Raw genomic sequence first — 14,494 nt, 5'->3', positions numbered from 1 at the left:
TTTGAGCCGGATCGCCATGGACATCAGGCCGCCGCAGTCGATGCAACCGGCTGATCCGGTTTTTGAAAAGCGCCCAGTGCCGAGCCGCGGTAAAACGTGTCGCGGAAAAACCGCCAGTGACCGAACAGGCGATACACGTGGGTGATCTTGCCGCGCTCCTGGAAGCCCATGCGCAGGTGCATCTTGATCGCCGGGATGTTTTGCAAGTCGCAGACATCGACCATCGTGTCGCAACCTTTGTCAGCCATGATCTTCCAAATTTCCAACTGCATGTCCGCCGACATCCTGGAACCCCAGTAGGCACGGATCATCTCGCCACCGAACTGAAAGTACTCGCCAGGCTGGATCGGGAAGTTGCAGCGATAGAAATGGCGGTCGAAATAGTCTCGCGTACTGCCCCAGGCGAAACCCACGGTGTCGCCTTGAGCATCCAGGTACATCAAGCCTGTGTAGCCCTCCGCCGCCAGCTCGCGCATGGTTTTGACGCGGTCGCCGAAGTGCCGGGCAAACGCGTCGGCATTGCTGACCGTGATGAACTCCAGGCGCATTGGTGGGTAGGGTTTGAGGTTATGCGGGGGAAGCGGGGTCCGCACATCGTGCTCCAGCCACACCAGTCGGGAGTGGAAATACGCGTAGCGCCTGAACAGCTGTTTGAGCACAGCGCGCAGGCCTTTCTTCTGGATGCGATCACGCAATTTTTGCAGGGACTTCATGGTGCCTCCTGACGGGTGGCGTGGTGGGAGAAACGAGGTGTGTTCCAGTCCATGGCAAAACAGGGTGTCCCCGGGCAGGAGATACCCGATCTGAGGGGTTTGCATAAGCTCCGGGCCGACCCCATCGCGAGCAGGCTCGCTCCCACATTGGAGGTGTAGCGGCCGCAGCTCTTGTGCTCGGCGGCGAGCCACTGTGGGAGCGAGCCTGCTCGCGATGACGATCTGCCTGACGACGGCGTTCATGCGGATTTCCCCATCAGCATCTGCCGCATCGGCAGCAGGTCACTGGGCAGGATGATCAGCGTCTGCCATAGCGCCACGCCACTGAGGCGGCAGTACCTCGTCAGTAGCGCGACGGTCGCGGCCATATAGGCGATCGAAGACGCCGCGGCGGCCCCGACGATGCCGTAACGCGGAATCAGGATCAGGTTCAATGCCAGGTTCAATAACGCTCCCACACCCATCAGCAGCGAAACCGTGCCGGGCCGGTTCTTGCCCAGCAGATCCAGGCGCAGGATGCTCGCGTAGCACAATCCGAACAGCCCCGGCAGCAGCGCCAGCAAGGCGGGATAGGCTGGTTGGTAGGCCGCGCCGAACAGCGTGACGATCAGCCATTCACCAATCAGTGCCATGCCCAGGCAGGCGCCGAGCATGACCGTGGCGGTCAGGCGCAGGGCCAGAGGCGTCAGGCGTTTCATGTCGGAGTCCTGCTGCAGCAAACGCTTCATCAGCGGCGTGGTGACCGCCTCAGGCACAATCAGCAGCAGTTCGGCGGCGGCGCTGGCCATGGCGTAATGGCCCAGGGCAGTGCTGCCCAGCAGGGCGCCGATGAACAGGTAGTCCGAGCGCAGTACCACTTGCTGGAACAGTAAATCGGGGTGGCTGCGGGCACCGTAGCGCAACAGCTCCTTCTGGTTGGAGCGATCCCATTGCAGGGTGAACCTGTGGTCCCGCCGCAGCCAGACCCAACCGGCCAATACCACCAGGCTCAGACCCGCCAGCCAACTGATCAGTGCGGCCTCCAGGGCGGTGTCTTTCCACATCCAGAACAGCGCCAGAAACAGCAACAGTGGCGCCAGGGATTCCATCAGCCGCAGGGCATTGAAGGCGCCAACGCCGCCGGACGCATTGTGCAGTGTCAGCAGGCCGCTCTTGAGCACGGTCAACGGCACGGCCAACAGCAGCAGCCACGCCAACAGTCCCAACTGTGTGGTGATGTCCAGTTCGCCGCCGAATTCGCGCACCAGTGCCACCACCAGCACCGTCAATAACCCGGCCAACAGGCAGCCGAAGACCAGCACCTGGCTGAGCAGCAGGCCCATCGAGCGTTGCTGAGCCGCTTGATAGCCCACGGCCGAATTCAAGCCGCCACTGGTGACGGCGCTGATCAGGTCCGGCAGGGTGCTCAGCAGGGCGAACAGCCCGCGTTCACTGGGCCCCAGGATCCGCGCCAGCAGCACATTGCGCAGCAGGCGCAGGCCGATCATCGCCAGGCGCGTGCCCATGCTCAGCGCCAAGTGCTTGAGGTAGTGGCCGCGGCTCATGGGCGTGTCCCCCGGCGAATGCGCCAGGCCAGCAATTCAGGGTTCTGGGCATTGCGTTGGCTGACGCCGAAGCGTGGCAGGTTCAATGGATCGCCGTCGGTGCGATACAAGCCGGTTTCGGTGCCCAGGGCAAATGGGAAACCGTGGGCTGCCACTTGTTGACGCACGCGCTCATCGTGATCGCCGTTGGGGTAGCAATACACCGGCAGCGGCTGGGCGCAACCGTTCTCCAGGGCCGCCCGACTGCGGCTCAGCTCTTCGTGCAGACGCTGATCATCCAGCGCGGTGAGAATCGCGTGGCTGGCACCATGGGGGCCGAAGCGGATGAGCCCGGAATCTTCCAGCATTCGTACCTGGAACCAGTCCAGGGCCTGGGGCTGGGCGCCCGTGGGACAGGCGTCGGTGAGGTCGTTCAAGACCTGCGGGTCAAGGCTCTTGAGGCTCTGCAGATAGTGCATCAGCGACAGGCTGCGGCGCTGCTCATCCAAGTCATCGAGCATCACCGGCAATGGCCGGCCGGCGTGCTGCAAATGCTCGATCAACGAGTGTCGCGCCACTTGGCCATGGCTGCCCCACAGGGTTTCGCCGATGCTTTCCCACCAGAAGTGCTGGCGGCTGCCGATGAAGTCGGTGGACAGGAAAATACTCGCCGGCACCTGGTATTGGCGCAGCAAAGGAAAGGCATTCATCGCGTTGTCGCGCCAGCCGTCGTCGAAGGTCAGCGCCACTCGCGGGCGATTCGGGACGCTTTCAGGATCGGCCAGTAGCAGGCTCATCAAGGGCACGCATTCGAAATAGCGTTGCAGCCAGATCAGCAAGCGCTCGAAAGCCTCAGGTCCCACGCACAATTCGTTGCGATGGGGCAGCTCGGCGGCGCGGTCATTGTTAAGGACCCGGTGCAGCATCAGAATCACGCCGGCGCCACGCAACGGACCACGGCCCAGGGACGTGTTCAGGTACAGCCAGCCGCCGGTGCGCTTGCAGACTTGTTTGATGGACATGGGCCGTCTCCTTAGCGGTTCTGCTCGGGGTTCCATTGGCTATAACGATGACCTCGCAGAAACTGCCACAGCCCGATGCTCATGCCCGCCAGCGTCACCAGCACGAACGCCGCCAGGCGAAAGGGCCTGGGCAATCGGTGGCCTACGTCCAGTAAGCCGATCATTGCAATGGCGTAGCCGAGCAGTTGCGCCACCAGGCTCAGGCGATAGAACAGATGTTCATTCCACAGCCAGGCGTTGCTCAGCAGCAGCGGCAATAGCAACACCGGCGCCAGACGGCGGATCAGTTTGTGACTGATCAGGCCGATGGCGTAGAGCCCGTGACGAAGAGGGTTGAGCAACTGCCGACGCTGGGCCAGGCTTTGCAGGCCGCCAACGGTGACCCGCTGGCGACGGCGAAACTGTTTGTCGGCTTCGTCCACGCCTTGGTCGGTGACCCGGGCCAGTGGCGCATACACGATGGACTTGCCCGCCGCCGGCGCACAGGTGCTGAGGAAGAAGTCGTCGTTGACCTGCGCCGGTATGGGTTCAAACAGTTCGCGCCGCAGGGCCAGCAAGGCGCCGTCGGCCGAGACCATGCAACCTGTGCGGCTCTCTACCTGACGCAGCCAGCCTTCGTAGTGCCGATACAGGCTATCGCCCAGGCTCAGGCCCTTGCCCGGCACGGGGATTTCCATGTGCCCGGCACAGGCGCCGACTTGCGGATCGCCCAGCGGGGCCAACAGGTGGCCAAGGGTATCGGCGGCCCATTGGTTGTCGGCGTCGGTGAACACCAGGATCTCTTCAGTGCTGTGGGCCACGCCGGTATTCAGGGCGGCGGCCTTGCCCTGGCGCGGCAGGTCGAGCACGGTGATGCGCGGGTCGATGACCCGCCGAGCGCAGGCCACTGTGTCGTCGGTGGAGCCGTCGCTGGCCAGGATGATTTGCAGCGAGCGCGCCGGGTAGTCCTGGGCCAGCAAGGTGCGCAGTTTCTCTTCGATGTGCCGTGCCTCGTTGTGGGCGGCAATGACAATGCTGACGTCCATCGGCAACGCCGGCCCGTAGCGCCGGAGTGGAAAAAGTGGCGCCAGCAGACTCAGCATCAACGGATAACCGAGGTAGGCGTACACCGGCAGCAACAGGCACGACCAGTAAAGAAATTCAGCCACGGGCAGGTCTCCTGACGTTCCAATGACATAGGTTGAGAAGCAATGCGGCGCCGGTCAGGTGCAAGCGCACCCCGTGCAAGGCCCACAGTTGCAGCGTCAGGCGCAGGTCACGCCCGCTTTGACGCAGACTGAGGAACAACGCGGGCAGAGAGGTCAGCAACAGCAGCATCAGCGCGATGCGCGGCTGGCCCTGGAACAGAGCGACCAACGCCAGAAAGTCCAGGCCCCAGGCACCGATGGACAGCGCCGGAAAACGCAGCAGGCGCAGACTCGGCCCATGGCTGCGCAGCAACTGCAAATGGCTGCCCTGGCGCCACAGTTCCTTGCTCATCCACTCCCGCCAACTGCCTTCGTAACCCCAATGCAGGGCCACGTTTTCATTGACCAGCAGCAACTGCGCCCCGGCGTTGCGCAGGCGCAGGGAAAAGTCCTTGTCTTCGCCCGTGCGCAGGGTTTCGTCGAACCCCCCGACCTGCTCAAACCACTGGCGACGCAACAACAGGTTGGCGCTGGGCAGCCACTGCACCCGGTGCAAGGGACGCGAGCCTGGCCGGTGGCTGCGGCGTTGCCAGGCTTGAGCGAACCAAGGCGCCTGAGCGGGGGTGTCCAGGTCCAGGCCCAGCACATCGCCCTGGCCTTGGAGTTCCAGCAGCAGCTTGAGCCAGTTGGCCGGCATCTCGATGTCGGCGTCGATGAACGCCAGCCATTCCCCATGGGCGATGGCCGCACCGCGGTTGCGCAGGGCGCCGATGTGCACGCCGGGCACGATCAGCACGCGCGCCCCCAGTTCGTTGGCAATGCGCGGCCCATGATCGTCCGAGCCGTTGTCCACCACGATCAACTCACAGTCCAGTTGCGCCTGGCGAGCGGCTTCCTGCGCCGCCAGCAACGTTCGGCCAATGTGTCGGGCCTCGTTGAACATCGGGATCACAATGCTGATGCGGCTCATGGACGGGCCTCCTGCGGTGTTGCCTGTTCGGCGTCGTAGCGCAACACGCTGGTGATGGCGAGCATGATCCACAGCAACTTATGGTTGGGGGCGCTGAGGAACATCAAAAACAGCGCCAGCGACAGGAAACTCATGCCCAGGTGCGTCAGCAGGTCCGCCTGCACCCAGTCCCGACGTTGCAACCAGAGCTGGCGGGCGCGCCACAGGTTGTAGAGGCCCAGGCCGATCATGCCGACGAACATCAGCCCGCCAGGGATGCCGATCTCGCTGAAGATTTCCAGGTAAGTGTTGTGGGCCCGGCGATACAGATCCCCCAGCTTGCGATTGGCCGAGAACGCCTTGGCGTAGCCCGTGGGGGCGTAGTGCAGCGGGAACGTGCCCGGGCCGCTGCCCAGCACCGGGTTCTCGCGGATCATTTTGCTGCCGACCACGATGTACGAGGCACGACGGCCCAGGGATTCGTCTTTGTGGGCACTGGCGCCGGCGCTGAGGATGCTCAGCGACTGGATGCGCGCCACGTAGCCGGCCGGCATCACCGCAATCACCAAGGGAATCATGATTGCCAGCCCGAGCATGGCGAAGCCCAGGTGTCGCGGGCGGATGCGCGGCATTTGGGCACGATAGTGATAGAGACCAATCACCAGGCTAAGCAACAGCACCACCAGCCCCGAGCGCGATTCGGTCTTGGTCATGCCGCCCAGCAGCAGGATGAAACAGCCACCCCAGAACAACCGGTGTAGCAGGTTCGGGCTGCGCAACACCAGCAACAACGCCATCGGCACGGTAAAGGCGATCAACAGGGCAAAGGCGTTCGGGTCTTCCAGCAGGCCGGATGCGCGGCCCTGGTCCTGGTATTTGACCGAAAACATTGCCAGCACGCAGGTGGTGGTCACGCTCAGGGTCATCAGTCGGCAGAACAGGTCCAGGTTCAGCTCGCGCCCGATCAGCAGGGTAATCACGAACAGAATCAGCCCTACCATCAGTTCGCGCAGATGGGTCATGGACAGGCCCAGGTTCTGCGACAGCATCAGGCTCAGGCCATAGAGCATCATGAAGGCGATCAGCGGCCGCCAGATATTGCTGCGCAAGCGTGATGAGGGAATCTGGCGCAGGGCCAGTTGCAGCATCAGGATCAGAATCAGCGCCACGCCGAAGAATTTGCTGCCCGAAAAAGCATTCTCCTTGAACAGACCTTCGAACGGCACCAGCGCCGCAATGCCCAGCAAGCCCCAGCCGGGTTTGCGGTACAGCACGGCGACGCCCACCAGGCCGAGCACCGCTCCCGGCGCCAGGAAGGGATAGGGGCTGGCCAGCAACGCCAGGCAAACCAGGCCCAGCAGACTGACGATCGAGAGCGGGACAATCATGGACGAGCCTCCCGTGCTGTGCGGATATAGAGCTGCGACCAGCGTTCGGCTAGGGCGCGCAGGTCATAACGGTCCCGTTGGGTGCGGCGCGCGTTATCGGCCAGGATCCGCGCCAGGGGCGGTTCGCCAAACAGTGTTTCGATCTGCCGGGCCAGTTCGGCGCTGTCGGCCGGCGTCGCGAGCAGGCCGTTGTGACGGTCCTGCAGCACATCGGGAATGCCCCCCACACCGAACGCCACCACCGGCACTCCGGCCTGCATCGCTTCGAGCAGAATCATCGGCGTGCCTTCGGTGCGCGAACTGATCACCAGCGCGTCGAGCTGACTCCACCAGGGGTTCATGTCGGTCTGATAGCCGGGCAGCTCGATGCGAGTAGGTAGGCCCGCGTCGGCAATGCGCTTGAGCAAGGCCTGACGTTCCGGGCCGTCGCCGAGCATCACCGCGTGCAGCGATGCATGCCGCTGGCACAGGGGGATCATGGCGTCGAGGAACAGGTCCGGGCCTTTCTCGTGGCTCAAGCGACCGACGTAGCCGACCCGCCAGCGCAGCCGGTCGTCACGATGAGGCAGCGGTGCTGTGATCGACGGCAGGCCGTTGGGGATCACGTCGAGTTTTTCCGCGCGCACGCTGGCCTGGCGGTGCAGCACGGCAATGCTTTCGGCCACGCAGACCACGCGCTTGACCGAGGCGGTGCGGCACAGTTGCAGGCTCAGCCACGTGTAGAACCGTTGCTTGGTGCTGCGAGGCGTAAAGCCGTGCTGAGTGATGACCAGGGGCAAGCGCAGCAGCGTGGCCGCAGCCCAGCCGAACAGCAGGCCCTTGAAGTTATGGGTGTTGATCAGCGGCTGCTCGTCCCGTCGCTGGCGCAGGTGCTGCAACAGCTCGCCCCAACTGGCGCAGTGGCGGCAATCGACCCCGGCCTGGCGAAAGCGCGTGATCAAGGTCGGCGGCGCCGCCAGGAACAGCACCTGGTGCTGCCCTGGCGTGGCCAGGCAATGATCGAGCAACATCCGCTCGGCCCCGTAGAAGCCGCCGCTGTCGAGCAAATGAATGATCGGCAGGGCGCTGCTGCGGCAGGTCGGGCCAATCGGCGCGTTCAATTGCGCACCCAATGGACAAGGCTGGGCAGGCTCCAATTGCGGTGCGGGTTGACCTGTTCGGGGTTCTGCTCGTTGATCACCAGCAACACCGGTACATCCAGTTGCTGGGTAATCTGGGCAGGGTGCTTGAAGCGATGGTCGAAGAACTCACGCACATAGACCAGAGCGATCGCCAGGAGCAAGCCGCTGAACAGACCGAACGCAATAATCAGCATCGGCTTGGGAAACGCCGGGGCGGTCGGTTCGAACGGTGGGCTGAGGACGCGAGCATTGGACAGGTCGTTGTCCAGCGCGCGGGCGGTGCTGCTCTCGGCGAACCGCTGGGCGTAGGTGGAAAATGCCGCATGCAGGGCATTGATCTCGGTGTCCATCTGCCGCAGCTTGCTCTGGGTTTGCTGCAACTGATGGATACGCTCCTTGAACTCGGCGATGCGCGCGGTTTTTTGGTCGATCACCGAGCTGACGACTGCCAGGTCGTTGGTGCGTTCCTGGATGCGGTTGCTCACCACTTTGAGAAACTGCTGGCGGGTGCGCGCGATCTGCTCCCGAGTCAACAGCATCGGCTCGCTGCCGGGCTGGAAGATCGCCAGATCATTCATGTAGCGGCTGACCTGAGTGGTCAGTTGCTCGCCCAGTTGTTTGATTTCCCGGTCTTCGAAGGCGATGTTGTCCATGGTGGTGGTGAAGGTGAACGGGAAGGTGTAGTCGTTGAACCGTGAGTTGTTCGCCGCTGCCAGGCTGGTCTTGAGGTAATCAAGCCAGCGTTGGCTTTGCAGCAGACGATCGCGGTACAGGTTCAAGGCCTGTTCTTCGGTGTTGATGGCGTTCAGGCGGAAGGTGATCTCCTCTTTGGGATCGGAGGAGCTGACGTCTTCAAGCAGCGCCAGGCGGGTGCCCTCCAGTCCGTCGAGGCGAGTCTGGTACTGGGTTTTCTTCTGCTCATAGAAGGCTTGCGGCAGCTCGATCGATTGCAGGTCCTGGCGACCGGAGAGGTAGTTCTCCAGCAGTTGCGCCACGAACCGGGTGCCCTGGGCCGGGTCGCCGAAGCTGTAGACGATGGAGATGACGTTGGAGCCTGGCAGGGTTTCGATTTTCAGGTTGGCGATGGCTTCGTCGGTCAGCATGTCGAGCGTGGTATCTCGCACCGGATCGACTTCCAGCCCCAGGCCGTCGCGCAGCGGGTTGACGACGTACTCGCGCAGCGGCGTGGTGACATAGTGCTTGAGCGGCTCGCTCACCCATTTGTTGAAGATGCCGGGGCTAGGGGTGTACTCGCCCTGGTCGCGCAGGGTGCTGATGGTCTGCCGGATCAGGGCCGGCGAGCGCAGGATATTGCTCTCGGTTTCCATGTCCGCCAGGGACGGTGGAATGAAGGTGGCGTCTTCCTGGTTCAGCGACGTGGTGGCGTCGCCCTGGGAGAGTTTTTTCGACTGGACGATGACCTGGGCGGTGATGTCGAAGCTCTGTTTGAGCATCAACGGCAGCGCCAGGGCGATCACGGCGAAGATCAGGAAGACGCGCTTCACCCACTGCTTGTTGGCGAAGAAAATCCTGAAGAACTCATGCAGATAGTTTTCTTTGGGGTTCATGATCAATTACCTGCTGCCGAAGAAGTAGCGCTGCCGTTGTTGTCGGATCTGCCGTCGTCGCCTTTGCTGTCAAGGCGGTAGCCGAAGCTGACTCCCATGCCCTGGAACAGCACCACGTCGGCCAGTTGCCGAGCCATTTCACCGGCTTTGGCCAGCCCGGTCTTGGGCACGAAAAGCATGTCTTCGGGCTGCAGGTAGGCGATCTGCGAGGCGTCACCGCTCAGGGCTTTTTCCACGTCATAGTGGCGGGCTTCGACCTGATTGCCGTTGCGGCGCATGATCACCACCGAGTCGAGTCGGGCCTTGACGTTGGTGCCACGGGCCAGGGTCAGGGCCTCGAGGACCGAGATCGGCCGGCGGATCGGGTAGGAACCGGGCTGGGCCACTTCCCCGAGGACATAGATCTCGTTGCCAGCGGTGGATTTGAGCAGCACATCGACGGACATGCGCCCCGGCAATTGGGCGTAGCGCTCGTTAAGGTAGGTTTCCAGTTGATTGACGGTCATGCCTTGCAGCGGCACGGCACCGATTTCGGGGAAGCTTGCGTAACCATCCCGGCCCACGGTGATCTCCCGACTCATGCCGGTGCCCGGGTGGGTCAGGGTGTTGCGCAGTTTTGTCTCGTTGCTCAACGGGCTGGTGACCTGCACCGTCAATTGATTGCGGTTGGGCTGGAACAGCATTTTGCGGTCATAGGCACGCTGTACCTCCAGGCGTGCTTCATCCGTGGTCAGCCCGGCGATTTTTACCGAGGTGTTGGCCCCCGGCAGTTCGATACTGCCGTCGGGCATTACCTGTTGTGCGCCGTTGAGCTGGCTGGCGGCGGTGAAGTTCAAGGCCACCTGGTCACCCGGCTGGACCCGGTAGGCATCCGGCCCGCTGGTGCTGATGTGAAAGATCACATCCAGCACATCCTGGGGACGCAGGGTCTGTTCGACCCGGGGCATGTCGGTGGCCTGGGCGTTGGCCGGTGCCGCCGTAAGGATCTGCACCGGCATGGAGCGGGTTTCGGTGTGGCTGGTGCAACCGGCAAGCGGCAACAGCAGCAGGACAAGCAATCTGGCGTTCATCTCGTCATCCTTTTTGCAGGCTTACAGGTTGTTGTAGAGCCACTTGGGCATGTAGTACTTGCGGCGGTTGAACACGCTGCCCACCACCTTGGCGCCGGCCTGGGTCAGACGCAGGCGAGCGGCCTGGGCCACCTCCCAGCGGGTGTCTTCACCGCGCACCACCAGCACCACACCGTCCACCTGGGTGCTCATGACCAGGGTGTCGCAGGCCGAGTACACCGCGTCAGCGTCGATCACCACAAAGCGATACTGCCCGGCCAGTTGCTTGAACAGCGGGCGAAGCTGCTCGGGGTTCAGGCGCTCGGCATTGCGCCCCAGACGACCGTTGGGCAGCACGTCGAAGGGCAAGCTGGAGGTCTGCACCACGCAGTCCTGCAACAAGGGCGGTGCGAGGCTGTTGAACAGCAGGTCGCTGAAGCCGCGCTCCTTGTGCAGCGATAATTGCTGGCTGAGGTTGCGCGGCGACTGGCTGGCGTCCACCAGCAATACGCGGCCGCTGCTCATCTGCGCCAGTTGAGCGGCCAGGGCCATGGCACTGGTACTGGTTCCGGTGCCGGTGTTGGCGGCCGTCAGAAGCAGAATCCGTATGGATGGGTCAAGCACGGTTGAGGTCAGGTTGGTCTCGCTCGGGCTTGCGATGCTCAGGATATTGGTTGAACCGTCCATTTAACTCGCTCCGTGGCCGCTGAAAACTTTGAAAGGGGTGATCATCAGGATCTTCAAGTCCAGCAACAGGCTTTGTTCGGCGATGTAGCTGAGGTCCAGTTCCACGCGCTGGTCGAAGTCGATGTTGCTGCGCCCGGAGATCTGCCACAGGCCGGTCAGGCCGGGATAGATGCTCAGGCGGACAAGATGGTTGTCCTTGTAGCGGTAGGCGTTGAACGAGGTCGGCCGCGGGCCGACCAGGCGCATGTCGCCGGTCACCACATTGATCAGGTTGGGTAACTCGTCGAGGCTGCTGCGTCGCAGGAACCGGCCGACGGGGGTGATGCGCGGGTCGTTGTCGATCTTGAAGTCGATGGCATCGGCGCCGTGCTTGTTGAGGTGGCGCAGTGATTCTTTGAGCGCCTCGGCATCAGCAACCATGGTGCGGAACTTGTACATGCCAAAGACCCGACCGCGGTATCCGGTGCGTTTCTGCACAAACAGCACTGGACCTGGGCTTGAGAACTTGATCAGCAGGGCCAGGCCCAGCAGCAGCGGGCTGAGCAGTACCAGGATCGACAGCGCGCCGAGACAGGCCACCACCCGATTGGTGCGCGAGACCGTCCAGGGTCGACCGCCGTCGCGACCAGTCAGCCAGCCGCGGCCCTGACGATGGATGGCCGCGTCCAGGCGTCGGCGGTGCTCGGGATCGACACGCTTGTCGCCCCCGCGGGCGGTGATAGGGATGCATTGCTCATGTCGGGTCATAGACTCCTCCGCTGAAGGTTGGTCGCATGCGTTGGGCTGCAAGCGGTGTCGGCGATAGGCAGGGCGTAGTAATCGAGGAACCAGGCAATGAAGCGCCCCAGGCCCTCGTCCAGCTCGATGCGCGGCTGAAAACCGGTGGCCCGCGCCAGGCCGCTGGCATCGGCGCAGGTGTTCAACACGTCCCCTGGTTGCAGGGGCAGCAGTTCGATCCGGGCGGTTTGCCCCAAGTGCTTTTCCAGCAATGCCACATAGGTGCGCAGCGCTACCGGGTGCTGCCCGCCGATGTTGTAGATCCGCCAGGGCGCTGCGCTGGTGGCCGGGTCCGGTTGATCGCGATCCCACTGTGGCGTGGCATGGGGCGGGCGTTCGATCAGCCGGGCGATGCTTTCGACGATGTCGTCGATGTAGGTGAAATCGCGCTGGTGCTCGCCATGGTTGAACAACTGCAACACGCGGCCTTCGGCGATGGCGCGGGCGAACTGGATCGGCGACATGTCCGGCCGGCCCCAGGGGCCGTACACCGTGAAAAACCGCAGGCCGGTGCATGGGATGCCAAACAGATGGCTGTAACTGTGGGCCATCAACTCGTTGGCTTTCTTGCTGGCCGCATACAGCGACAGCGGATGGTCCACGCCGTCCTGTACTGAGTAAGGTGTGCGCTGGTTGGCGCCATACACGGAGCTTGAGGAGGCGTAGATCAGGTGCTTGACCGGATGGCGACGGCAGCTTTCCAGAATGTTCAGGAACCCGCTGAGGTTGCTGTCGACGTAGGCCCGTGGATTCTCCAGGGAATAACGCACGCCGGCTTGGGCGGCGAGATGAATCACCACGTCGGGGCGGTGTGACTGGAACAACTCATCGATGGCCGAGGCGTCGGTCAGGTCCACCCGGGCCAACGCAAAGTCCCCCGCCTGGTCCTTCACCCACGCCACGCGGTCGTGCTTGAGCTGCGGGTCGTAGTAGTCGTTGAAATTGTCCAGCCCCCACACCTGATGGCCGTCGCGCAGCAGCCGCAGCACGCAATGGGCGCCGATGAAACCGGCCGCGCCGGTCACCAGAATGTTCATGCCCGTGGCCCCTGGGTCAGGCTGCTGGGCACGGTGTGACGCAATCCGATGCCGCGATACAAGAGGCCGGCGGCGGCCAGGTGTTCGGGGTTGTACAGGTTGCGGCCATCGATGATGACCCGGGCGCGCAACTTGTTGGCCAACAGAGCGAAATCCACGACCCGGAAGTTCTTCCACTCGGTGCAGATCACCAGGGCGTCTGCATCCTCCAGGGTGTCGTCGCGGGTGGCGCACAGGTTCAGGTCTTTGCGGTAGCCGTAGAGGCGGCGGCATTCGGACATGGCTTCCGGGTCGTAGGCATGGACCCGAGCGCCTTCGCGCCACAGCGCTTCCATCAGGTAGCGGCTGGGGGCTTCGCGCATGTCATCGGTGTTGGGTTTGAAAGCCAGGCCCCAAATCGCAATCGACTTGCCGGCCAGGCCGCCGGAGAACTGTTGCGTCAGTTTCTCGAAGAGAATGTGTCGCTGGCTGTCGTTGACGTCGGTGACACTGCGCAGCAGGCGCAGGGGCATGCCGCTCTGTTCGGCGGTATGCAGCAGGGCGCGCAGGTCCTTGGGAAAGCATGAACCGCCGAAGCCGCACCCGGGGTAGATGAAGTGATAGCCAATACGAGGGTCCGAACCGATGCCCTTGCGTACCGCTTCGATGTCGGCGCCCAGCCTTTCGGTGAGATTGGCCAGTTCGTTCATGAAGCTGATGCGGGTGGCGAGCATGGCGTTGGCCGCGTACTTGGTCAGTTCGGCGCTGCGGTTATCCATGAACATCAGCTTTTCGCGGTTACGGCAAAAGGGCGCGTACAGCTCGCTCATCTGATCGCGGGCCAGCGGGTCGGCGGTGCCGATGATGATCCTGTCCGGGCGCATGCAGTCGGCCAGGGCGCTGCCTTCCTTGAGAAACTCGGGGTTGGACACCACTCGCACGTTCAACTGTTGCAGGCCCCGGCGAGCCAATGCCTGATGGGCACATTCGGCGACCTTGTCGGCGGTGCCGACCGGCACCGTGGACTTGATGATCAAGGTGCGGTCGCTGTCCATGAAGTCCGCGATCTGGCGGGTGACCGCCAGTACATGGCTCAGGTCTGCCGAACCGTCTTCATCGGCTGGCGTGCCGACGGCGATGAAAATCAGTTCGCCGTGATTGACCGCATCGCTGGCCTGATCACTGAACAGCAGCCGGCCACTCTTGATGTTCTCTTCGAGCAGTTCGGACAACCCAGGCTCGCTGATCGGTGGCACCGCTTGCTGCAGCTGACGGATCTTGTTGGGGTCAATGTCGATGCACAAAACGCGGTGGCCGACGTCAGCCAACGCAGCCGCTTGAATCAATCCCACATACCCCGTACCAAATACGCTCACATCCATTTTTGGCGTGCCTCGCAAGACGGTTGATGTAACTCGGATGAAACTGTTTAGAGGGGTATAGCGCAGCTTCAGAAAAGCGTGTCAGCAAAATGACAGTTGTCACTGTTGGCAAACTCGACAGAACTTGGCCTTTTGATATCAAGTCATTGACTGGTTTAGAAAAGTGCCGTTT

13 protein-coding genes are annotated in these 14,494 nt (G+C 62.8%); all 13 read right to left on the bottom strand.

Annotated features, from left to right (window positions below):
* Nucleotides 1-23: 23 nt before the first annotated feature.
* Complete coding sequence (locus tag QOM08_RS18865) at nucleotides 24-713, bottom strand: GNAT family N-acetyltransferase (RefSeq protein WP_076383944.1); 690 nt, start codon at nucleotides 711-713, stop codon at nucleotides 24-26.
* Nucleotides 714-952: 239 nt separating this feature from the next.
* Nucleotides 953-2,257 carry a lipopolysaccharide biosynthesis protein gene (locus QOM08_RS18860; protein WP_316911986.1) on the bottom strand — a complete coding sequence of 435 codons (1,305 nt, stop codon included), beginning with the start codon at nucleotides 2,255-2,257 and terminating at the stop codon, nucleotides 953-955.
* Nucleotides 2,254-3,258: a polysaccharide deacetylase family protein gene (locus QOM08_RS18855; protein ID WP_316911985.1), complete on the bottom strand. Its 1,005-nt coding sequence runs from the start codon at nucleotides 3,256-3,258 to the stop codon at nucleotides 2,254-2,256. Before QOM08_RS18855 ends, QOM08_RS18860 begins: the two co-directional genes overlap by 4 nt.
* Nucleotides 3,259-3,269: 11 nt before the next feature.
* Nucleotides 3,270-4,406: a glycosyltransferase family 2 protein gene (locus QOM08_RS18850; RefSeq protein WP_316911984.1), complete on the bottom strand. Its 1,137-nt coding sequence runs from the start codon at nucleotides 4,404-4,406 to the stop codon at nucleotides 3,270-3,272.
* Nucleotides 4,399-5,355: a glycosyltransferase gene (locus QOM08_RS18845; protein WP_316911983.1), complete on the bottom strand. Its 957-nt coding sequence runs from the start codon at nucleotides 5,353-5,355 to the stop codon at nucleotides 4,399-4,401. The genes QOM08_RS18850 and QOM08_RS18845 overlap by 8 nt, the downstream gene beginning before the upstream one ends.
* Nucleotides 5,352-6,722 carry an O-antigen ligase family protein gene (locus QOM08_RS18840; protein ID WP_047228540.1) on the bottom strand — a complete coding sequence of 457 codons (1,371 nt, stop codon included), beginning with the start codon at nucleotides 6,720-6,722 and terminating at the stop codon, nucleotides 5,352-5,354. The genes QOM08_RS18845 and QOM08_RS18840 overlap by 4 nt, the downstream gene beginning before the upstream one ends.
* Nucleotides 6,719-7,822, bottom strand: coding sequence for a glycosyltransferase family 4 protein (locus QOM08_RS18835; RefSeq protein WP_047228539.1), 1,104 nt, complete (start codon nucleotides 7,820-7,822; stop codon nucleotides 6,719-6,721). The genes QOM08_RS18840 and QOM08_RS18835 overlap by 4 nt, the downstream gene beginning before the upstream one ends.
* Nucleotides 7,819-9,411, bottom strand: coding sequence for a GumC family protein (locus tag QOM08_RS18830; RefSeq protein ID WP_047228538.1), 1,593 nt, complete (start codon nucleotides 9,409-9,411; stop codon nucleotides 7,819-7,821). Before QOM08_RS18830 ends, QOM08_RS18835 begins: the two co-directional genes overlap by 4 nt.
* A gap of 2 nt (nucleotides 9,412-9,413) precedes the next feature.
* Nucleotides 9,414-10,481 carry a polysaccharide biosynthesis/export family protein gene (locus QOM08_RS18825; RefSeq protein ID WP_188251347.1) on the bottom strand — a complete coding sequence of 356 codons (1,068 nt, stop codon included), beginning with the start codon at nucleotides 10,479-10,481 and terminating at the stop codon, nucleotides 9,414-9,416.
* 21 nt (nucleotides 10,482-10,502) lie between these two features.
* Nucleotides 10,503-11,147: a CpsD/CapB family tyrosine-protein kinase gene (locus QOM08_RS18820; RefSeq protein WP_047228536.1), complete on the bottom strand. Its 645-nt coding sequence runs from the start codon at nucleotides 11,145-11,147 to the stop codon at nucleotides 10,503-10,505.
* Nucleotides 11,148-11,894, bottom strand: a complete 747-nt coding sequence (locus QOM08_RS18815; protein ID WP_047228535.1) for a sugar transferase — start codon at nucleotides 11,892-11,894, stop codon at nucleotides 11,148-11,150.
* The gene (locus QOM08_RS18810; protein ID WP_107322257.1) at nucleotides 11,891-12,961 is read right to left on the bottom strand and encodes an NAD-dependent epimerase; all 1,071 of its coding nucleotides are present in this window, start codon (nucleotides 12,959-12,961) and stop codon (nucleotides 11,891-11,893) included. The genes QOM08_RS18815 and QOM08_RS18810 overlap by 4 nt, the downstream gene beginning before the upstream one ends.
* Complete coding sequence (locus tag QOM08_RS18805; protein WP_047228533.1) at nucleotides 12,958-14,322, bottom strand: UDP-glucose dehydrogenase family protein; 1,365 nt, start codon at nucleotides 14,320-14,322, stop codon at nucleotides 12,958-12,960. The genes QOM08_RS18810 and QOM08_RS18805 overlap by 4 nt, the downstream gene beginning before the upstream one ends.
* Nucleotides 14,323-14,494 lie beyond the last annotated feature (172 nt).

The sequence above is a fragment of the Pseudomonas sp. P105 genome (genome assembly GCF_032614175.1).
Taxonomy (GTDB): domain Bacteria; phylum Pseudomonadota; class Gammaproteobacteria; order Pseudomonadales; family Pseudomonadaceae; genus Aquipseudomonas; species Aquipseudomonas rhizophila.
This window is presented reverse-complemented; position numbering and strand designations above follow the sequence as displayed.